This is a genomic window from Piscibacillus halophilus, assembly GCF_900110685.1.
GTDB lineage: Bacteria > Bacillota > Bacilli > Bacillales > Alkalibacillaceae > Piscibacillus > Piscibacillus halophilus.
Window position 1 is genome coordinate 1 of sequence record NZ_FOES01000019.1, and the last position, 20,558, is coordinate 20,558.

The 20,558-nt window shown below is 36.9% G+C and carries 26 protein-coding genes; 19 read left to right on the forward strand and 7 right to left on the reverse strand.

Features of this window, described 5'->3' with window-relative positions:
• The 4 genes from BMY57_RS09465 to BMY57_RS09480 all read right to left on the reverse strand — a co-directional run.
• Positions 1–241: transposase (locus tag BMY57_RS09465; RefSeq protein WP_143063817.1), on the reverse strand; the 241-nt coding region annotated here is incomplete at its 3' end.
• Between the two features lie 140 nt (positions 242–381).
• On the reverse strand, positions 382–1,005 hold the full coding sequence (locus BMY57_RS09470; RefSeq protein ID WP_091773778.1) for a BMQ_0737 family morphogenetic spore coat protein: 624 nt from the start codon (positions 1,003–1,005) through the stop codon (positions 382–384).
• A gap of 276 nt (positions 1,006–1,281) precedes the next feature.
• Positions 1,282–1,737, reverse strand: a complete 456-nt coding sequence (locus tag BMY57_RS09475; RefSeq protein ID WP_091773779.1) for a M67 family metallopeptidase — start codon at positions 1,735–1,737, stop codon at positions 1,282–1,284.
• Positions 1,738–1,948: 211 nt separating this feature from the next.
• On the reverse strand, positions 1,949–2,449 hold the full coding sequence (locus BMY57_RS09480) for a hypothetical protein (RefSeq protein ID WP_091773780.1): 501 nt from the start codon (positions 2,447–2,449) through the stop codon (positions 1,949–1,951).
• 170 nt (positions 2,450–2,619) lie between these two features.
• Here BMY57_RS09480 and BMY57_RS09485 point away from each other — a divergent pair, with 170 nt between their 5' ends.
• The 3 genes from BMY57_RS09485 (at position 2,620) to BMY57_RS09495 (ending at position 4,264) form a co-directional block, all read left to right on the forward strand.
• A complete protein-coding gene (locus tag BMY57_RS09485; protein ID WP_091773781.1) occupies positions 2,620–3,177 on the forward strand; it encodes a hypothetical protein in 558 nt (185 codons plus the stop codon).
• Positions 3,174–3,470 carry a hypothetical protein gene (locus BMY57_RS09490; protein WP_091773782.1) on the forward strand — a complete coding sequence of 99 codons (297 nt, stop codon included), beginning with the start codon at positions 3,174–3,176 and terminating at the stop codon, positions 3,468–3,470. Before BMY57_RS09485 ends, BMY57_RS09490 begins: the two co-directional genes overlap by 4 nt.
• Positions 3,471–3,538: 68 nt before the next feature.
• On the forward strand, positions 3,539–4,264 hold the full coding sequence (locus tag BMY57_RS09495; protein WP_091773783.1) for a hypothetical protein: 726 nt from the start codon (positions 3,539–3,541) through the stop codon (positions 4,262–4,264).
• A 95-nt stretch (positions 4,265–4,359) separates the two neighbouring features.
• Here the strand turns inward: BMY57_RS09495 and BMY57_RS09500 are convergent, their stop codons facing one another.
• Together BMY57_RS09500 and BMY57_RS09505 are read right to left on the reverse strand one after the other, a co-directional pair.
• The gene (locus BMY57_RS09500; protein ID WP_091773784.1) at positions 4,360–5,625 is read right to left on the reverse strand and encodes a metal-dependent hydrolase family protein; all 1,266 of its coding nucleotides are present in this window, start codon (positions 5,623–5,625) and stop codon (positions 4,360–4,362) included.
• Positions 5,626–5,638: 13 nt separating this feature from the next.
• On the reverse strand, positions 5,639–6,811 hold the full coding sequence (locus BMY57_RS09505) for a hypothetical protein (RefSeq protein ID WP_091773785.1): 1,173 nt from the start codon (positions 6,809–6,811) through the stop codon (positions 5,639–5,641).
• Positions 6,812–7,111: 300 nt separating this feature from the next.
• Between BMY57_RS09505 and BMY57_RS09510 the strand changes: the two genes are divergently transcribed.
• The 6 genes from BMY57_RS09510 (at position 7,112) to BMY57_RS09535 (ending at position 10,984) form a co-directional block, all read left to right on the forward strand.
• Positions 7,112–7,417, forward strand: a complete 306-nt coding sequence (locus BMY57_RS09510) for a rhodanese-like domain-containing protein (protein WP_091773786.1) — start codon at positions 7,112–7,114, stop codon at positions 7,415–7,417.
• 152 nt (positions 7,418–7,569) lie between these two features.
• Complete coding sequence (gene lipP1, locus BMY57_RS09515; RefSeq protein WP_091773787.1) at positions 7,570–8,517, forward strand: LipP1 family hormone-sensitive lipase; 948 nt, start codon at positions 7,570–7,572, stop codon at positions 8,515–8,517.
• A 138-nt stretch (positions 8,518–8,655) separates the two neighbouring features.
• Positions 8,656–8,877 carry a WYL domain-containing protein gene (locus BMY57_RS09520; RefSeq protein ID WP_091773788.1) on the forward strand — a complete coding sequence of 74 codons (222 nt, stop codon included), beginning with the start codon at positions 8,656–8,658 and terminating at the stop codon, positions 8,875–8,877.
• A 41-nt stretch (positions 8,878–8,918) separates the two neighbouring features.
• A complete protein-coding gene (locus BMY57_RS09525; protein ID WP_091773789.1) occupies positions 8,919–9,872 on the forward strand; it encodes a P1 family peptidase in 954 nt (317 codons plus the stop codon).
• A 67-nt stretch (positions 9,873–9,939) separates the two neighbouring features.
• Positions 9,940–10,185 carry a YkuS family protein gene (locus BMY57_RS09530; RefSeq protein ID WP_091773790.1) on the forward strand — a complete coding sequence of 82 codons (246 nt, stop codon included), beginning with the start codon at positions 9,940–9,942 and terminating at the stop codon, positions 10,183–10,185.
• A 118-nt stretch (positions 10,186–10,303) separates the two neighbouring features.
• Positions 10,304–10,984, forward strand: a complete 681-nt coding sequence (locus BMY57_RS09535) for an RluA family pseudouridine synthase (protein WP_091773791.1) — start codon at positions 10,304–10,306, stop codon at positions 10,982–10,984.
• Here the strand turns inward: BMY57_RS09535 and BMY57_RS09540 are convergent.
• Positions 10,981–11,502 carry a metal-dependent hydrolase gene (locus BMY57_RS09540; protein ID WP_091773792.1) on the reverse strand — a complete coding sequence of 174 codons (522 nt, stop codon included), beginning with the start codon at positions 11,500–11,502 and terminating at the stop codon, positions 10,981–10,983. The two genes, BMY57_RS09535 and BMY57_RS09540, sit on opposite strands and share 4 nt — an antisense overlap.
• 279 nt (positions 11,503–11,781) lie before the next feature.
• Here BMY57_RS09540 and BMY57_RS09545 point away from each other — a divergent pair, with 279 nt between their 5' ends.
• From BMY57_RS09545 to BMY57_RS09590, 10 genes are all read left to right on the forward strand, one after another.
• Positions 11,782–12,981, forward strand: a complete 1,200-nt coding sequence (locus BMY57_RS09545) for an iron-containing alcohol dehydrogenase family protein (protein WP_091773793.1) — start codon at positions 11,782–11,784, stop codon at positions 12,979–12,981.
• A 99-nt stretch (positions 12,982–13,080) separates the two neighbouring features.
• A complete protein-coding gene (locus BMY57_RS09550; RefSeq protein WP_091773794.1) occupies positions 13,081–13,842 on the forward strand; it encodes an SDR family NAD(P)-dependent oxidoreductase in 762 nt (253 codons plus the stop codon).
• Positions 13,843–13,851: 9 nt separating this feature from the next.
• On the forward strand, positions 13,852–14,307 hold the full coding sequence (locus tag BMY57_RS09555; protein ID WP_439895795.1) for a MaoC family dehydratase N-terminal domain-containing protein: 456 nt from the start codon (positions 13,852–13,854) through the stop codon (positions 14,305–14,307).
• Positions 14,304–14,708: a MaoC/PaaZ C-terminal domain-containing protein gene (locus BMY57_RS09560; protein WP_091773795.1), complete on the forward strand. Its 405-nt coding sequence runs from the start codon at positions 14,304–14,306 to the stop codon at positions 14,706–14,708. Before BMY57_RS09555 ends, BMY57_RS09560 begins: the two co-directional genes overlap by 4 nt.
• Positions 14,709–14,768: 60 nt before the next feature.
• Complete coding sequence (locus tag BMY57_RS09565) at positions 14,769–15,932, forward strand: acyl-CoA dehydrogenase family protein (RefSeq protein WP_091773796.1); 1,164 nt, start codon at positions 14,769–14,771, stop codon at positions 15,930–15,932.
• A gap of 69 nt (positions 15,933–16,001) precedes the next feature.
• Complete coding sequence (locus BMY57_RS09570; RefSeq protein WP_091773797.1) at positions 16,002–16,565, forward strand: TetR/AcrR family transcriptional regulator; 564 nt, start codon at positions 16,002–16,004, stop codon at positions 16,563–16,565.
• Positions 16,566–16,623: 58 nt separating this feature from the next.
• The gene (locus BMY57_RS09575; protein WP_091773798.1) at positions 16,624–17,598 is read left to right on the forward strand and encodes a quinone oxidoreductase family protein; all 975 of its coding nucleotides are present in this window, start codon (positions 16,624–16,626) and stop codon (positions 17,596–17,598) included.
• 12 nt (positions 17,599–17,610) lie between these two features.
• Positions 17,611–18,492: a 3-hydroxyacyl-CoA dehydrogenase family protein gene (locus BMY57_RS09580; RefSeq protein ID WP_091773799.1), complete on the forward strand. Its 882-nt coding sequence runs from the start codon at positions 17,611–17,613 to the stop codon at positions 18,490–18,492.
• A gap of 70 nt (positions 18,493–18,562) precedes the next feature.
• Positions 18,563–19,792 carry an acyl-CoA dehydrogenase gene (locus BMY57_RS09585; RefSeq protein WP_091773800.1) on the forward strand — a complete coding sequence of 410 codons (1,230 nt, stop codon included), beginning with the start codon at positions 18,563–18,565 and terminating at the stop codon, positions 19,790–19,792.
• A complete protein-coding gene (locus tag BMY57_RS09590; protein WP_091773801.1) occupies positions 19,782–20,555 on the forward strand; it encodes an SDR family oxidoreductase in 774 nt (257 codons plus the stop codon). The genes BMY57_RS09585 and BMY57_RS09590 overlap by 11 nt, the downstream gene beginning before the upstream one ends.
• Positions 20,556–20,558 lie beyond the last annotated feature (3 nt).

Genomic DNA, 20,558 nt, shown 5'->3' on the forward strand with positions numbered 1-20,558 from the left:
GTTCCAATTCTCTCTCAGATCGAATCCCATAGAAATAACCTACAAACATCATCTTGAATAATACGAGTGGGTCGAGCGAAGGTCGACCATTATCTTCAGAGTAATATGAACGAACTTTTTCTGGAATGAAAGAAAAGTCTATGTATCGATCTATTTTTCTTAATAAATGATCATCAGGGACAAGCTCATCAATTGTAACCATTTCTATTTCCATTTGACGCTCTTTATTACTATTAAACATGGGAACACCGCCTTTTATTAATCTAACTATATTATAACAAATTAACGCGGTGAATTGTTAAAGTTTAGGCAAAAAATATAGGCTGTCGAGACTTTCTCGACAGCCTGAGGATCTGACGTTTAGTCAGATCCTTTATCCTTTTAAAACCCGTTTTCTGCATTATTTGGGAAGATAACCGGGCACTGAGGTGGAATTTCTGGAACTGGGCAAGGAGGTAACTCGAGCTGTTCACGTGGTTGACAGAAGTCCGCCACTAATTCTAGTGTGACATCGAATACAGATTGGATACTTTGACATAGACGTACTTGAAGCGCAATATCTAATGTTAAAGCATCCTCATCACAGTCAAGGCTAACAATTGTACATTCTTCTTCTGTGAATTCAACGTTAATGTCAGTTCCTTCTGGAGCACATAAGATCACTTGCTCTGTTCTGCTTAATACTTGAACAATGACTTCAACTCCATCTAGGACTGGGATTTCAATTTCAACTTCAAATGTCTTACGAATCGTTACCAATTGTAAAGTAATTTCTACACCGTCAATGACGAATTCACGATCTTCACGATCAAGAATTTCAACTGCTTGAGGTATAATATTACATGTAATCTCTAATTCGTCAATAAGATCACATGTTACACCAATTGGTAGAGTTAGTGCAGCAAGGTTGATCTCGAATGTTTCTTCATTAAAAATCCAGTCATAGACTTTTTCTGTATTAATACATAATAGTTCTTGCCCACCTGATATATGATTAGGTTTCATTAAAGCAAACACCTCTCTCTTTTCTTTGCAGTAGTTTTGTAAGTCCTTCTAAACTATTGAAGTTCTTACACTGATAGAATATGCTTTAGCCATGAAGTGATGTAGTGAGAGAGCATATTTTAATCATATTTTTTATATAATTATGATGAACGATTATATTAAAAAGGCTCTTTAGTATTTAACCATTATACTAAAGAGCCTCTATTATTTTATTTGCCACAACCACAATTCTTTTTCTTTTTGGTAGATTTTTTTTTCACATTTGTTGGAGTAGCTTTAAACTTTTTTCCCATTTTCATTCACTTCCTTTCCCGAACCATTGTCAATAATTAAAGGACATTCCTTATAATCAAGGTGGTTTAAAATTTCATAACATTTTACAGTTGGTTTTAAATGTTTTAAGGAAACGATGATCATTTTAACATCGGTATCCATATGATTTCTTAAATCAAGAGATGAAGGGACCGCACGTGTGGAAGGGTGTGAATGGTAAATAGCAACCACCTCTTGATTTATGAATGATACCGCTGATAAAACCCGTTCTAATTGCTTAGAAGTGATTTTAAACTGATTTTCATCTTTTGACTCATTAATCAAAGGTAAAAATGTTTGAATTTTCCTTTTCTGACCGATCAATAATCCGCAACCCTCAGACGGTAAAGAATATGTGGCGTGCTCTATCATTTCATTTAATACGTGGCGCTTGATTGTAATTGGATCAGCATGTGTCATTTTTTCTTCCTAAAGAAAGCAGAATTGAGTAGTTGTTCTAATGGTGATTTGGTCTCATTTTTCTTTGAGTTAATAAGAGAATTCCTGTTTTGGGAGGTTTGTTCTTTCGTTTCTGTTTTTTCTACATCAACCTGTTTATCGTTCTTTTGTTTTTGAGGTTGTTTTTCCTCTGATGGTTTAGGATTATTTTTAGCTTTAACATGATATCTATTTACCGTTTTTTTTTATATTGTTGAACAGATCTTGACGAGTTGAAAATTTGTTGTAACTGACTATATCCAGATGCTCTGCTAGGGCGATGTACTTGAGTGTTCATTGATCGGTTTTGGGGTACAGGCTGTTGTTGATTCATCGGCTGGGTAGTTGGTGGTGTTTGATTAACTTCATTTTGTTCTGAAAGTAATTGTTTTATATCACTAAGATCTTGTTGCATGGTTAAGAAAATAGATTTTAATTCTTTTAATTCTTGTTGAATGGAAGGTGACTGATTATCTACATTCTCTACACGCTCCTGTTGATCTTCATTCAATTTCTGTACAGCTCCTTCTATATGATTTATTTTTTTAATAAGTGACTTGAGGTCAGTCTTAATATCCGAATTAATTTGTTGATTGTTTTCTTCTTTTAACATCTTTAGCATTTGATAGGATTCACTTAATTTAGCCTTTAATTGTTCTACATCATTCTTTTCATGGAATTCATGTTTTCCCAACTAGACTCACCTCTTAACATTATTATCATATTGTACATTTAATAGATTGGTGCATTTATAATCTATAAATGTATTTTTGTCATAGATTACAGTCTATTTCATAAACAAATGCCATACGCATAAATATAAAGTAGCGCTTAATCTTAATCTATGAAGGAAGTGTCTTAATCATGAGTGATCATTCGGTTAAACGCTTGAAAAATCAATTAGATTTAGTTGAAAAACAGACGGATGAGTTAATCGGAATTTTAAAAGAAAAAAAGCAAGTACAGACAAAAGGTGTTCAACTCATTAGTTATTTTTCTTATTCGGTTAATATCATGTACGATGGTGGCGAACATCTTTTGCTAGGGAATTTTACTATTCAAAATCTTGGATCTGAGGACATAACCAATCCTTATATTTGTATAAAATTACCTGAAAATGGCTTATTTCAGTTAAATGGGAAAATAGTTAATCCTGAACATAAAAATAAAGCTCAAGTAGATGGTTGGGAACGGTTCACTGAAGAAGGGGAATCGCAAGATTATTGGTTAAGACCAATCAAACATCAAAGAATCACTCCAGAAGAAAACCTTGTATTTTCAAACTTTCAAATCAAATGGCAACCTGAAGCTTCTTACCAAGCAGCTGTTTTAGCTTACGTTTATAGTGACCAAACACCAAAAGGTATTCCCGCGCTTAATTCTATTAATATAAGCGGACAACTAAAAGGAGGAAGCTCATGACTCAAGATCGAAACCTTCTAATTAAGAAGTTGTTACATCAAACGTTAAGTGAACAGGTTGAGAAAATGAAGGAGAATGAGGATCCCGATCAAAGTTTTATTTACTTAGAAGGCGAAAGCATGCATTTATTATTGATGTATTTACTGCTTGGTTTGGAAGATAAAGTGAATGATCAAGGTGTAACCCCACAGTCGGCTCAAGAAATTGAAGAAGTCGAACCTCTTAACGAACAACTAAACCGAATCCATGAAAAAATAAATAAAGCGATTCAAGAACATACGAACCCTAACTAATTAAAGAACTTCTCCTTTGATCAGGGCATATACATAAGTAGCCAGGATGTCAGAAGGGGAGGATGTTTTTGTCTAGAAAAGTACAAGACCCTATTCAATTACAACAAAAACTCATCCATGTTCAATCAGAATTGAAAAAGCAACAAAAGCGATTAAATAATTATAAACAAACCTATAAATATCAGATGATTGAGCAATTAAAACAAGAAAATGCGATCCTTGAATCTGATAATGAGGAGTTAGAAGAGCATTTATATTCATTAGAGGAGAAATTAGATAAGTATAAAAGTCATTTGGATGTTGCGAATATAAAAGTCCATATGTATCAGCAGGCTTTAGAGAAAATGAATCACGAGTATAGTCAGTTAAAGGATGATTACCAAGATTTAAAAAATGACTATAAGAAGCTACAAGATCATTTATTTCATGCTCAATCCTCTAAGCAACAGATAAAAGAGGAATTAGTGAATAAGAATAAAGAAGTCGAACGGTATGTTCAATATAAAGTTCAATATGAACATCGAGTTGAACAATTAGAGACTCAGCATAACGTATTAAATAAAGAAAACGATCACTATCAAAATATGAATGTGATGTTAAAGAATCAAAATCGACGTTTAGAAGAGAACTATAAAAAGTTTTTAATTCGTTATTTGGTTAAACAGTTATTAGCGATCCGTGGTGCGAAACAAATCGCAACCCAACGTGAACCATCATCTAAAGAGCGTTTGATTTTTGAGCTTGAGAAAAAGTTAAATGACATATCGAATGAAATACAAGAACTTGAAAATTAGTACGAGAAAAGTGTAAATCTAAGGTAGTTAATTAAAAAAGTGCTGTCCCAATTCGTCACTTTATATGACTTTGGGATAGCACTTTTTAAATGGTTTTAAGAAACAACTTTTTCTTTGGTATGAAGTAAATCTTTTTCCACTTGGCCATCTTTAATAACATATTGAATTTGATCGTTGTCAGCTAATGAGTATATATTTTCAAGAGGGTTTCCTTTTACAACAACTACATCTGCCATTTTACCTTCTTCAATCGTTCCTATTTGATCTACCCATCCTAAACATTCAGCAGCTGTTTTCGTCGTCGCTACAATGGCATCCATTGGCGTCATGCCAGCATCGACCATTAAACCTAGTTCGCGTAAGTTGGTACCATGTTTCATGACACCTGCATCTGTGCCCATAGCAATTTTAACTCCTGCTTGATAAGCCTTGGTAAAACTAGCTTTGTGCTGTTCAATCACCTCTTTAGATTTATCGACGGCAGATTGTGGCATTCCTTTTTCATCTGCTGTTTCTAAAACGGATACCGGAGCTAGTAAGGTTGGAACAAGGTATGTTCCGTTTTCAAGCATAAGTTCAATTGCTTCATCATCAATAAAGATTCCGTGTTCAATCGAGTGAATCCCAGCTCGAACCGCATTTTTAATCCCTTCAGAACCTTGGGCATGGGCCATGACTTTAACCCCTTTACGGAACTTTCCTTCCTCGACAATGGCTTTTAATTCTTCAAGTGAGAACTGAGTGAATTCAGGGTGGTCTGTAGGGCTAAGGACTCCACCTGTGGCATGCACTTTAATGACTTCAGCACCAGCTCGTAGCATTTCGCGTGTCTTCTTTCGAACCTCAGCGACTCCATCACAACGTCCATCTGGCATGCCGCGATGTCCAGAAGGGAGGATGTCTAATACATCCCCGTTTAATTGTGTCCCATCCCCATGGCCGCCTGTAATGGTTAAGGCGTTAATACTTAGCTGCATTCTTGGACCTTTTATCAAACCTTCTTCTATTGCTTTTTTAACACCTAAATCCGTTCCAAGAGCATCACGGACCGTCGTTACACCAGCATTTAATGTGTTCTTTAAATATTTTTGAGCTTCAAAGTACATGTAAGAAAAAGGTTTAGTCAGACGTTCTGATAAAGGTGAATACTCCATCATCATGTGTACGTGCGTATCAATTAGTCCTGGAAGAATGGTTCCTCCTTGAGCATCCAGTACTTTTTCATTTCCTGTTGCATTATATTCAGATTCAGGACCTACGTAGACAATATGTTGATTTTCTATAACTACGACTTGATCGGATTGAGGGTCACCACCATTTCCATCGATTAATAAACCATTTTTAATTAATGTTTTTGCCATTTGTAAAACCTCCTCATAGAGTTTGAATTAAAATACCTGCAATGATGACTGAAGCCACTGTTACGGTGGTAAAGCCACCAATTAACATAGGTGTTAAAAGCTCATCAAAAATCATCTTTTCTTCTTTTTCATTACGAGCCACACTTCTACTTACTTCTTCACAAAGGATGTAATCTCCTGGAAATCCGAATAATGCTGTTAGTGCAACTGGCATTCCTTTGTATGGATGCCATTTAACTAATTTAGATCCGATAAATCCACCAAGAGCAATACCAAAAGTACCGAGTAATAAAATGGTTAAAATAGCCGGTAAATTATCTAAAACTTGTTGAGGCGTCACATCTGCCATCGTACCAATGACCACGAAGATAATCCCGATCATGGTTAAGGTAAAAGAATTTGCTTTGTTTAATGATTCATTTTCTAGTAAGCCAATTTTTACTGATAGAATTCCGAGACCTAAACACCATAAGCTATAATGAACACCTGTTATTTCACCTAAGATGACTCCAATTGCACCAACAACAAACACTAGGAAAAGTTTAATGGTAGGACTAGAACGTAAAGGACCTTGTTTCTGTTGATCTAGAGGTTGTTTTAGTGCATTTCCATTCATAGGAACAAAAGTCCCATCATCAATTCCCTTGATCATCTTAGCGGCATAGCGTCTCATAAAGTTTAACGCTAATGGCATCCCTAATACTCCTTGGAAAGCAACAATTAGAGCTGGAACCACAATAATGGTGAAAAGGCCAATTTCGGTTAGTTTCTCCTGTGTAATTAATAAAGCCACCACACCACCACTAATGGGGCCGATCCCAGCGACGGCTGTTTCATAATTAAATACAAATGTTACAACGGATAACACGAGGATTCCAGAAATTATAATTCCACTTAAACCAATAATGACAGCTTTATATTGACTTTTTAATACAGTTAATGGGATTAAAGTTCCCATATGAACAATAGCTGGACCAATTAGAATAGAACCCAATAAAGCGAATTGTGAGCGATCCATGATGTCTTCTGGGAAAATCCCAGTCCACGACAGGATTAGGAAGCCCACCATAGCAGTTAATAACATTGGAACTCTAGCTTTCGTTACAATCGATACCCATTCACCGAATGCGATTAAAGTGAAAATGAGTACGGTTGCAATCAATGGGTTATGAAGTAATTCTGTCATTCCTAATCCCTCCTTAGAAAATTTAATAATCACTATAGCACCGGGTTAATGTACTGTCTAGACCTAATTTCTGATTATTTTTTCAAGTTAGAATAATATTAATAATGTTATGGAAGCGATTTATTCATGAAGGTGTTCAAAAAGGAAACGGTTACAAGGGAAGAGGTTTGAACCGCTTACAAAATAATAAAATTTTTTTAATTTACATCTAAATCTAATGGTGTTTGATACCATTACTGTATAAATTAAGATAATAGTAGAAAATTAAGGTAAGAATAATGTTAAAGGAGACACCTAATTATGGCTCATAAACAAATGACACCTGATGAAGTAAGAAAACGATTAGAAAATAACGAAAATTTAAGTATTATTGATGTACGTGAAGATGATGAAGTGGCAGAAGGTATAATACCTGGAGCAGCACATATCCCTTTAGGAGAGCTACATTTACGTTTAAACGAAATCAATCAAGGTGAAGAACACATTATGGTTTGTCGTTCAGGTGGTCGCAGTGGTAAAGCAACCGATTTTTTATTGAGTAAAGGTTTTAAAGTAAAGAACATGCCAGGTGGAATGCTGGAATGGGACGGGAAAGTTGAAAGATAAGCCTAGCCACAATTAAGTAGTTGTTATTATAGTCAAAAACATCTATAAATCTATAAAAAAACGGATGAAGTTAGGTATATCGTATATATTTTAACTTCTAAATAAGGACAGACACCAATATAATAAAACAAATCTAGAAAAGGATGGTGTCTATGGCTAACCTGAATGAACAATCTAAAGTTTATTTAGAGATGTTTAAAGCAATGCCAGACTTGTCAACAATGGAGCCTAACGAGGTTCGAGCATTGTTTAAACAGATTCCAATTGTTGGTGAAAGGCCAGAAGATGTTAAAGAAGTAGACAATAGAACAATTCCTTCGAAAGATGCTTACGAGATTCCAATTCGAATTTATAAACCTGAAGGGCAAGGCCCCTTTCCAGTGTTTATTTATTATCATGGTGGAGGCTGGGTATTAGGTGATTTAGATTTAGTCGATGCAACCTGTCGGATTCTAACGAATGAAACCAAACGGATCGTAGTGTCAGTTGATTATCGTTTAGCTCCAGAATTCCGGTATCCAACTCCATTGGAAGATTGTTATAACGCTTTAGAATGGGTGTATGCTAATCCAATCGAAATTGACGGTGATGTGACGAATATGACGGTTGGAGGCGATAGTGCTGGTGGTAATTTAGCAGCAGCTGTCTCAATGTTGGCAAAGGATCGGGAAGGTCCCCCAATTAAGGCTCAAGTATTAGTTTATCCAGTGACCAATTTATCCTATGATACATCGTCATATCATGAGTTTGCTAAAGGGTATGGATTAGATCGTAGTTTAATGGAGTGGTTTGGTCAGCAATATATAAGAGATGAAGACGATTATTATAATCCCTATATAGCTCCTTTAACGTGTGAGGATTTAAGTGGTCTCCCTCCGGCAATTGTTTTTGTAGCTGAAAATGATGTGTTACGGGATGAAGGGTTAGCGTATGCTAGACGATTAAAAGAAGCTGGGGTTAAGATGGATGCTAAATTAGAATTAGGAATGGTTCATGGTTACTTCACGAATGTTGTCTTATTTGAAGATCGAATTCGTTCGACGATTAAAAAGATGAATCATTTTCTAGAAGAGGTTAGTGATAAAGCATTAGAGAAATAATTGGCATGCCCAGTATTTATGAACTGCTGGGCATTTTTTAGTATATTTAGTTTCCAGTTATTGGGTTATACAAAATGCTTATAGTTCGATTATTAATGTGATATAATACGAACAAACGTTCTTATTTGGAGGTTTACGATGGAACAGATCCTTCAGAGGGCACTAGAGCAAAAACAACGTCTAGAAATGATTTATATAAGTGAACAAGGCGAATATAGTCAACGGATTATTCTTTTAGTTAAAAATAATGAATATGACTTCTTAGCTTATTGTTATACAAAACAAGCAGTCAGGCGTTTTAAAAAAGATCATGTATTATCGATTTTACCTTATAAAAAGGGAAAACGTTTTGAAGCATAGAAAAGCATAACCAAGGTTGTTTATACCTAGGAGGTGCTTGAATGAGTTTTGATAATATTACGGATGTCCCAGGTGTAAAAGTAGGACATATAGAAGATTTAAATGCTCTAACAGGTTGTACGGTCATTTTGACTGAACAAGGCGCAGTAGCGGGAGTTGATGTTCGAGGAGCAGCACCTGGAACAAGAGAAACGGATTTACTTCATCCTGTTAATATGGTCCATGAAGTTCATGGAATTTGCTTAGCGGGAGGAAGTGCATTCGGTTTAGATGCAGCGAGTGGCGTGATGAAATTTTTAGAGGAGAATGAAATCGGACTAGATGTAGTTGTTGCGAACGTTCCAATAGTTCCATCTGCTATATTATTTGATTTAGCTGTTGGTGACTCTAAAGTGCGCCCAAACGCTGATATGGGTTACAAAGCGGCTGAAAAGGCTGCTAGAGGAATCTTCCAACAAGGAAATGTTGGAGCAGGGTGTGGGGCAACAGTAGGAAAAGTAATGGGATTTGAGCATTGCATGAAAGGTGGATTAGGCAGTACGGCGATTTCATTAGAGAATGGTTTAGTCGTTGGAGCAATTGTTGCGGTGAATGCCTTGGGAGACATTCGTGACCCTAAGACGGGTTCAATCTTAGCAGGTGCGATTAATCCAGAAACAGGTGATCTTGTTGATAGCGAACAATTTATGAGAACACAAGTCGAGTCCTTTGGTCGAGTTGGTCAAAATACTACGATAGGCGTGATAGCTGTAAATGCTAAACTGTCAAAGGCAGAGGCAACAAAGGTCTCACAAATGGCGCATAATGCTATAGGACGTACGATTTATCCAGCTCATACGATGTTTGATGGAGATACGATATTTACGGTGGCAACAGGTGACAGACAGTACTCTCTAGACTTAATTGGAAGCTTAGCGACTCAAGCATTAGAGAAAGCGATTATCAGGGCTGTTACAGAGGCTGAGTCGATTCAAGATATAAAAGCGTACCAATAACTCAACTCACTTGTATAATTTTCCTGTGACTGTAAAAACTAAGTCAGGGAAAATGGAGGTGAAGTTGATGGCAAAAGTAGGAGTAGAAGACACTCTAACTGATGTAAAGGAATTGCTTCAAGAAAATGGTCATGAAGTTGTCACATTAACAGGTGATAATGCAGCTGAGTGTGATTGTTGCTGTATATCGGGACAAGATCAAAACGTCATGGGAATGAGTGAGACAACATCAGATGCATCAATTGTTAACTGTGATGGAATGACAGCTGAAGAAGTACTTAATGAAGTGAATGAAAAACTACAACAAAGATAGTTTGAAAGCTCCTTACATAACTAGTAAGGAGCTTTATTAGTTATTAACTTAAGCATGAAAAGTAAATCCTGAATGTGATATTCTATGGACAAAAGCATATAAAGGAGAGTTTCAGCTAGTGGAAATCAACGTTTTGTATGAAGATAACCATCTTCTATTTATAGAAAAACCAGTCAATATACCCGTTCAAGCCGACCAATCGAACGATCGGGATTTATTAACGATTCTTAAAGAATTTATTAAAGAAAGGGATCGCAAACCAGGGAATGTTTACTTAGGTCTGGTTCATCGTTTAGATCGACCTGTTGGAGGAGTGATGGTTTTTGCTAAAACATCCAAAGCCGCCTCACGTTTATCTGATCAAATTAGAAGGAATGTTATTCAAAAACAATATTTAGCTGTTGTACGTGGAACGCCAACTGATCAGGAGGCCTATCTTAAAGACTTTTTACTCAAAAACAGAAATGAAAATAAAGTTTATGTATCATCATATAAAAATAAAAAAGCTAAAAAAGCATTATTAGATTACAAAATTTTAGGGTCTAAAAAAGGATTATCCTTACTAAAAGTGGATTTACATACTGGAAGACCACATCAAATACGAGTTCAATTATCCTCTCGAGGTTGGCCACTTTACGGTGATCAAAAATACGGGGAGAAGGTTAATAAACCAGGGCAACAAATTGCATTATGGTCACATTCATTAACAATTGAACACCCTACAAAGAAAGAAGAAATCCGGGTGGATTCTCAACCACCTGCGGAATTCCCTTGGTCTTTGTGGAAAAGCATTGATTAAAAACGACTGACTAATTGCTCAATTGAATGAACAAGCTCATCAATTAAAGAATCATCTAACACCATAATTAAGAGAATCACAATTGAGCTGACAAAAATAATAGATTCTGAGGTACTACTTGTTCTATACGTAAGAAATGAAGGTGGGCTAAAGGGCTTTTTTATAATGGGATAAAGAATTGGAACACCTCTATTGGAGAAAAAGTCTCCAATAATATGGCCTATGTACCCAATCAATAATCCATATGTAAACGCTGATGGATAATTTAGACAGATTATAGAGATTATGACCCAGCAGAGGACTGAATGGGTAAACCCCCGATGCCCAAACAACATTTGAACAAGGTGAGATATCCCTAATGATCGTTGTCCAATAAACGAATCTTTTTTATCGATATCGGGCAAAACGCTCCCTAGTACCGTTCCTGCCAAGTAACCAACAGTAAAGGGCAATGCTAAATACTTTGAAATTCCTGCAGCAAGTGTTAATGATGTTGTAATGTGTGTTTTTGCTTCCATGTTGTCACCTATTCTAGTTGTTTTTTGCTACAGACAATATTCTATCATATTCATGAAAAGACATAATATAAATTTTAAATAAACCCCATATCTATTTGGGGTTTTATTTGATCTCGCATATTGAAAGTGAATTTTTGCAAGAGTGGTAGAGAACCAAGATTGAAAATTCTGAATAAATATTGACATATTTATTTTATAGAATTAACATAAATTTTAATAAAAGTAACTTTTATTTTCATTAAATGTAAGCGATTTCAATGATGGGAAGGAGGAAAAAATGTGAATTTAAATGAGTTTACTTTTTTTAATCCTAATAGGATTAGTTATGGAGTGAAAAAATTAGACCAAACGATTACGAAAGAAATTAAAAGAACTAAGAAATCACATGCATTCTTAGCAACGGATTCAGGACTCGTTCAAACGGGAATGGTTGATCGAATCTCGAAACTCCTAAAAGATCAAGGTGTGGCTGTTCATGTGTTTTCGGATGTTGAACCGAATCCCCATGCTGGCACCGTTATGAGAGGTGTAAGTGAATACAAAGAACATGGCTGTGATTTCTTATTAGCTGTTGGTGGTGGGAGTCCAATGGATTTTGCCAAGGCAGTTGGTGTGGCTGTCAGTCATGAAGGCTCTGTCTTAGATTATGTATATGGGAGAGAGCCGATCGTTCATAAGCTTCCACTTTTGATCTGCGTTCCAACAACAGTAGGAACAGGTTCTGAAGTAACTTCGGTCGCTGTTATTACAGATGAACAACAAGAGCGAAAATATGTACTGGCTTCACCGTTCCTTACACCAAATTTAGCGATTGTAGACCCAACACTGACTTTAACATTGCCTCGACATGTTGTTGCTGCGACAGGTATGGATGCATTTGTTCATGCCATCGAATCTTATACTTCGACTCTTGCTAATCCAATCACGGATGGCATCGCCCTTCAAGCGATGAAAATGTTAAAAGAACATTTACTGCCTAGTTATGCTCATCCAAGCAATATGGAATCAAGATCACAAATCCATTTAGCCAGTACGATGGCTGGTATAGCCTTTAATACAGCAGGTCTTGGGGTTGTTCATGCGTGCTCACACCCAATGTCGGCAGTTTTTCAAGTACCACATGGACTAGCTAATGCTATTATTCTGCCAAAAGCTATAGAATATAATTTAATCTCTAACTATAAAAAATATGCTGATATAGCTAGAATATTAGATTCTTCACTAAATGCTGTAAGCGACGAACAGGCGGCAAATGCTTTAGTTGATTTACTCGAAAAATTTAACGAACAATTAGATATCCCAACAGATTTTAGCTATATTGAAGGCGTTGAACCTGAACACTTAGAGGTTTTAACACATGACGCACTACATGATCAATTAACCATTCCAATGAATCCTAGAAAAGTAGAAAAAACTGACATCGAAAAAATTTATAAAACCTTAATACCTCAGTTCAATAAGGAATTGGCCAATTATTAAAACTATTTTAAGATAACAAATGTATTTAGAAAAGTTGTAAATTTCTGATTTTTTATCATATAATGATATTTGTATAAACACACTAGGAGGGATTGACGAATGGGAAGATTTGAAGGAAAAGTAGCCCTAATAACAGGAGGAAGCCGTGGAATCGGTAAAGGAGTTGCAGAGAAATTTTTAGAAGAAGGAGCAAAAGTAGGCATCATTGACATCAATCAAGAAGCACTCAATGAAGCTGAACAAGATTTTAGTCAAAAAGGTTATGATGTGTTCACGAAAGTTGCAAGTGTGACAGAAGTAGATCAAGTAAAAGTGGCGGTAGAAGCACTTGTTAACCAATTTGGAAGCGTTGACATTTTAGTCAATAATGCGGGTGTCATCAGAGATAATATGTTATTTAAGATGACGGATGATGATTGGGAACTTGTCATGGACGTCCACCTAAAAGGGGCTTTTAATTGCTCACGTGTCGTTCAACAGTACATGGTTGAACAAAAATACGGACGAATTATTAATATTTCATCCACATCAGCACTAGGAAACAGAGGGCAGGCGAACTATTCAACTGCCAAAGCTGGACTACAAGGATTTACTAAAACGTTAGCAATCGAATTAGGAAAATACGGTATTACAACCAACGCTGTCGCTCCAGGTTTTATTGAAACAGATATGACAAAAGCAACAGCTGAACGCATTGGAATTACATTTGAACAGCTGGTTGAACACAGTGTAAGTCAAATTCCAGTCGCTCGAAGTGGTAAGCCATCTGATATTGCTAATGCTGTTGCATTTTTTGCTGATGAGGCGTCATCATTTGTGAATGGTCAAGTGATTTATGTTGCAGGAGGGCCAAAAAATTAATAGAGGGGGATGGAAGTGTTATACGAATTTATAGGGAACCGTTCGAGTAAAGTAACCAATGTCATTGAAAAAGGGGCTGTTTTAAAATTCGCTAAAGCCATTGGCGAAACTCATCCCATGTATATTGACGAAAACTATGCTAAGAATTCTTCAATTAGCAATTTATTAGTTCCTGCTACATTTCCAGTTACGCTGGATTATGGAACGATTCCGGGATTAACTTTACCAAGTGTTGGGTTAATACACGGGGAACAAAGCTTTCATTATCATCGCCCCTTAGTCGTAGGTGATGTCGTTGAATGTTACCGTGAAGTAAAAGATTACATGGAAAAGGAAGCTAAAAGCGGAACATTAGGAATGTTGACGTTCACAGATTATGGTGAAGATGAACAGGGCGAACTCATTTTTGAAAATGAACGGGTCATCATTCTAACAGAAACGGTTAGAAAGGAGTTAAGCTATTGAGCAATCTAAAATCATTAAGTATTAATGATGTTGTGGAACCAATCGAATTAGAACCGGTTAACCGTTTAGATTTGATTAAATACGCTGGTGCTTCTGATGATTACAACCCAATTCATACGATTGATCGTGAAGCTGAAAAAGCAGGTTTGCCAGGAATTATCGCGCATGGAATGTGGACGATGGGAAATTTATCTCGATTGTTTTCTCAGCATATTGAGGAAGGCTATATTGAAGACTATCGTGTCCGATTTACAGGAATGGTATTTTTAGATGATGTCTTAACGCTACAAGGTAAATTAGTAGACCGAGAAGATTCATTACTTATTTTTGACGTGAACGTAGCAAAACAAGATGGTCAAAAGGTTATTCAAGGTCAAGTGAGTTTTCGATTATGGGAGTAAAATATTTTTTTAACATCAACATACTAACCGGTCAGTAAAATATATCAAGGAGTGATCAACATGCAATTAAGATTAACGGAAGAACAAAAAATGGTTCAACAAACGATTCGAAAATTTGTGGAGAAGGAACTGATTCCTTTAGAAAATGAAGTCCTTAAAAATGAGCGTGAAGGACGCCCTGGAATTTCTAGTGAAAAATTAAAAGAGTTGCAATTGAAAGCTAAAGAAGCGGGTTTCTGGGGGATTAATACTCCGGAGGAATATGGTGGAGCTGATTTAGGACAAATGATGATGGCCATTGTTCTTATGGAAGTTTCAAAGACGTTCGTGCCATTTACATTTGGAGGGTCTGCTGACAATATCCTCTATTATGGAAATGAAGAACAAAAGAAGAAATATTTAATTCCGACGATTAACGGAGAAAAGAAATCCTGCTTTGCGATGACAGAGCCAGATGCAGGTTCAGATACTCGTAACATTAAAATGACGGCTGTTAAAGATGGGAATGAATGGGTTCTAAATGGCGAGAAAACATTTATAACTGGTGGAAATGAAGCTGATTTTGTAATGGTCATCGCTGTTACAGATAAAGAAAAAGGCCCTGACGGTGTCACGTGTTTTATTGTGGACCGTGATATGGGATGGGTATCAGAATACATTCATACCATGGGCGAGTGGGGACCAGCTTCATTAATTTTTGATAATGTCAGAGTTCCAGAAGAAAATGTACTTGGAGAGGTTAATGGAGGCTACAAATTAGGTCTTGAATGGATCGGTTTTGCTAGATGGGTCGTTGGTGCAAGAGCTGTTGGTGCAGCCGAACGACTGCTGCAAATGGCCATCGATTATTCAAAAGAACGTAAAACATTTGGTAAACCAATTGCAGACCGTCAAGCTATTCAATGGCAGATCGCTGATTCAGCTGTTGAAATTGAAGCAGCTAAATGGTTAGTTCTAAATGCTGCTTATACGTTAGATGCTGGAGAAGATAACCGTCACTTAGCTTCGATGGCTAAATTATATGGAGCTAATATGGGTAATAACGTCGTTGACCGTGTATTACAAATTCATGGTGGTATGGGATATACTCGTGAATTGCCAATTGAACGCTGGTACCGTGAGGCGAGACTTTGGAGAATCTATGATGGTACAGATGAGATACAACGTTTAATCATTTCTCGAAATCTATTAAAAGGACATGTAAAAGTCGGACAATTTGTATAATTCAGTCCCAAGCGGAGGTCTTAAATGGTATAATCATACTAAATTGAAGAGTTGATGGGGGCTTTTATTTTGAAAGATAAAATTATGCAAACTAGTATCCAACTATTCGGAAAGAAAGGTTTTACCGAAACCTCCGTGCAAGACATAGTCAATGAAATCGGTGTGACGAAAGGAACGTTTTATTACTATTTCACGAGTAAAGATGAATTACTGGCAATGATTCATTATGAATTTATTAATAATATACTAGATAAGCAAGAAGAGGTATTAAATAATCCTAATATAGATTCAAAGGAAAAGCTAGATCAAATCGTTAAAGTATTAACTTATGAAATTAAACATAGTGCTCAAAGTGCCAGAATCTTCTTTCGCGAAATGCGTCATATCAGTGAGGAACACTTGGCCAAAATTTCACCGAAACGCCATCAGTTTAGAAAAAATTTAGAAAAACTAGTTACAGATGGGATGGCAAATGGCGAGTTTCAAGAACATGTGAGGCCTGATATCCTTTCTTACGCCATACTCGGAATCACTAACTGGAGTTATTTTTGGTACGATCCATCAGGTCCTATAAAAGAAAAAGAGTTAGCTGAAGGATATGTTGAATTTATCTTAAAAGGTCTACTTAAGTAAAAAGTAGACATTTGTAACTTAGACATACTAACTGGTTAGATAATAGGAGGATGATGATATGAAAGCCGTTCAGTTTAAAGAGTTTGGAGGTCCAGAAGTCCTTCAGTATGTTGATTTAGAACAACCTAAACCCTCAGGGCGTGAAGTTGTACTTGATGTAAAAGCAATCGGTGTCAATTTTGCTGATACAGCACGTCGGGAAGGACAATATGTAGTTGAAACGAAGCTTCCGTTTATCCCAGGGGCAGAAGTTGCTGGAGTCGTGGCTGAAGTGGGGCCAGATGTAAAACATGTTAAAGTTGGAGATCGTGTCGTTACATTAATAGAATCAAAGGGCTATGCTGAATACACGCTAACACATGAGAAAACATTAATACCAATTCCAGAAGGTGTTGATTTTGAAACAGCTGTTGCTCTGCCTTTACAAGGATTAAGTGCGTATCACATTTTAAAAACAATGGGAAGATTGGAAGAAGGAGAGACGGTATTAGTTCATGCTGCAGCCGGTGGTGTTGGAACCATTGCAGTACAACTAGCCAAAATCTTTGGTGCCGGAAAAATCATTGCGACGGCTAGTACAGATGAAAAGTTACAACATGCTAAAAACATGGGAGCAACTCATTTAGTTAATTACACGCAAGAAGGCTGGGAACAAGAAGTATTAGATCTAACAGACGGAGAAGGTGTAGATGTTGCATTAGAAATGGTTGGCGGTGATATTTTTAAACAAACTTTAAAATGTTTGGCGCCTTTTGGTCGTCTAGTTATCTATGGGGTCGCTAGTCGTGTCCAGCCTAAACTCAATCCATCTTATTTAATGGGGAAAAACCAATCTGTTATTGGCTTCTTCTTACCACAAATCATGCGTAAACAAGAACTGTTCCAACAAAGTTTAAAAGAGTTATTAACTTATCTACAAACTGGTCAACTAAAACTCACAATAGGTGGTGTATATGAACTATCTGAAGCTCAGAAAGTTCATGAATTATTAGAAGGTCGTCGAACAAAAGGGAAGCTAGTGTTAAAGCCTTAGGAGGGATAGGTGATGAAACGGATTGAGAAAGTAGGTGTCGTTGGTTCAGGAACAATGGGAGCCCAAATTGCCATGGTGTGTGCCATGGCAGGGTATCAAGTTGTTTTACAAGATATTCAGAAAGATCGTCTCAAAAAAGCCGAAGAATCATTACATTTTCATATGAACAATCGTATTGCTAAGGGTAAATTAACAGAAGAAGAAGTGGAAAAAGCATTTCGTCTATTGACTTATACAACTTCTCTAGAAGATTTCCAAGATGTAGATTTCGTTATTGAAGCCATTGTAGAAAAGCTAAGTGTGAAGCGTGATGTGTTTGCAGAACTTGATCAAATAACGCCTCAACACACAATATTAGCAACCAATAGTTCAACGATTGTTAGCTCTAAAATTGCGAGTGCAACCAACCGTCCAGAAAAAGTTTGTAACACTCATTTTTTCAATCCTCCATTAGTAATGGAGCTAGTTGAAGTTGTATGCGGTGAACATACATCAGCAGAAACAGCTGATACCGCTTTTCAGTTTATAAAGAATATTAATAAATTACCTGTTTTATTAAATAAAGAAATCTCAGGCTTTGTTGCTAACCGAATTTTAGGAGCCCTACTTGATGAAGCCGTATATCTATTGGAAAACGATTATGCCTCACATGAAGAAATTGATTTAATTGTACAGAAAGCATTAAAGCATCCAATCGGTCCATTTGCATTACTCGATTTAACGGGTTTAGATGTTAGTTATTATGTGAAACAAGAACGTTATGAAGAAACGGGGCTAGAATCGGATCGCCCGTCTAAATTAATTGAGCAAAAAGTCAAAAATGGTGAACTCGGTCGAAAGACGGGGAAGGGATTTTACTCCTATCAAAATAAAATTACAACTTTAATAGACTGAATATTTTTTATATTATAAAATTAATATACTAACCGGTCGGTTAATAATTTAATAAAAAGGGGTCTTCAATATGAATTTTGACTACTCGGATCGGGTTAAAGAGTTGCAAGCCAAGCTGGAGAGGTTTATGGATGAGCATATATATCCGAATGAAAGAGTTTTTGCTGAACAACTGGCAGAGCAAGAATGCAGATGGTTCAATCCACCAATCTTGGAAGAGTTGAAGGAAAAAGCTAAACAAGAAGGATTATGGAATCTTTTCCTCCCTAAGAGTGAATATGGTGCAGGCTTAACGAATTTAGAATATGCTCCATTATGCGAAATTATGGGAAGGTCAAGTATTGCGCCAGAAGTATTCAATTGTAATGCTCCAGATACAGGAAACATGGAAATCTTAGAACGGTATGGTACAGAAAAACAAAAAGAAAACTGGCTAAAGCCTTTATTAAGAGGTGAAATTCGTTCATGTTTTTCAATGACTGAACCTGATGTTGCTTCATCGGATGCAACGAACATTCGCGGCAGTATTGTCCGTGATGGGGATGAATATGTGATCAATGGTCATAAATGGTGGTCATCAGGGGCTGGTGATCCGAGGTGTAAATTTTCTATCTTTATGGGGAAATCCAATCCAAATGGTCCCAAGTATGAACAACAATCCATGATTATTGTACCGTTAGACGCACCTGGAGTACATATTAAGCGTATGCTCCCGGTTTTCGGTTACGATCACGCACCGCATGGTCATGCAGAGATCGAATTTAACAATGTTCGTGTTCCAGCTTCTAATATCTTATGGGAAGAAGGAAAGGGCTTTGCGATTGCTCAAGGTCGATTAGGGCCCGGTAGAATCCATCATTGTATGAGAACAATTGGTGCAGCAGAGCGAGCACTTGATATAATTTGTAAGCGTATTCATGAACGAGAAACATTCGGTAAGCCATTAAAAGACCAAGGAGTTATTCAAGAATGGATTGCAGATTCAAGAATTGAAATAGAGCAAGCTAGACTTTTAACTTTAAAGGCGGCCTATATGATGGACACAGTAGGTAACAAGGAAGCTAAAACAGAAATCGCCATGATTAAAGTCGTAGCACCCAATATGGCTCTAAACGTAATTGACCGCGCCATTCAAGTTTTAGGAGCGGCAGGTGTTAGTGAAGATTTCCCATTAGCATCTAGTTATGCCTCCATTCGAACTTTACGAATTGCTGATGGTCCAGATGAAGTTCACCGTCGAACCATTGCTAGACAAGAATTGAAAAAATATCAGAAAAGGAGTTTTTCACATGCACGTTAAAGAGCTATTTGACTTGACAGGGAAGGTTGCCATTGTAACGGGTGGCGGTAGAGGACTTGGCGAGCAAATTGCTGTAGGTTTTGCAGAGGCAGGAGCCGATGTCGTCGTCTGCTCGAGAAAACTAGAAGCTTGTCAAGAAGTAAGCGAGCAACTAACTAAGATTGGCGTTCGTTCGATAGGCTTGAAATGTGATGTGACGAATCAAGATGATATTAAAAATGTTGTTGATCGAACCCTAGAAGAATTCGGTAAGATTGATATTTTAGTTAATAACAGTGGAGCTACATGGGGAGCACCAGTAGTTGACATGCCTCTCGAGGCTTGGAACAAAGTGTTTAATGTCAATGCGACAGGTACATTTTTAATGTCCCAAGCTGTAGGGAAGGTCATGCTCGAACAAGAACAGGGAAAAATCATTAATATTGCTTCAATTGCAGGGTTGAAAGGCTCTGATCCTAAGTTAATGGATACCATTGGTTATAACTCTAGTAAAGGGGCGGTTATCTCGTTTACTAGAGACTTAGCAGTAAAATGGGGGCCACATGGAATTTATGTTAATGCGATTGCACCTGGTTTCTTTCCAACTAAGATGTCCAAAGTTCTGATTGAGCAAGGTGGGGATGAGTTTTTAAAAGGAACACCATTAAGAAAATTCGGTTCAGACAGCGATTTAAAAGGAGTGGCTTTATTCTTAGCTTCAGATGCATCTAATTTCATTACAGGTGATGTAATCGAAGTAGATGGCGGCACGCATGCCATGTAATAA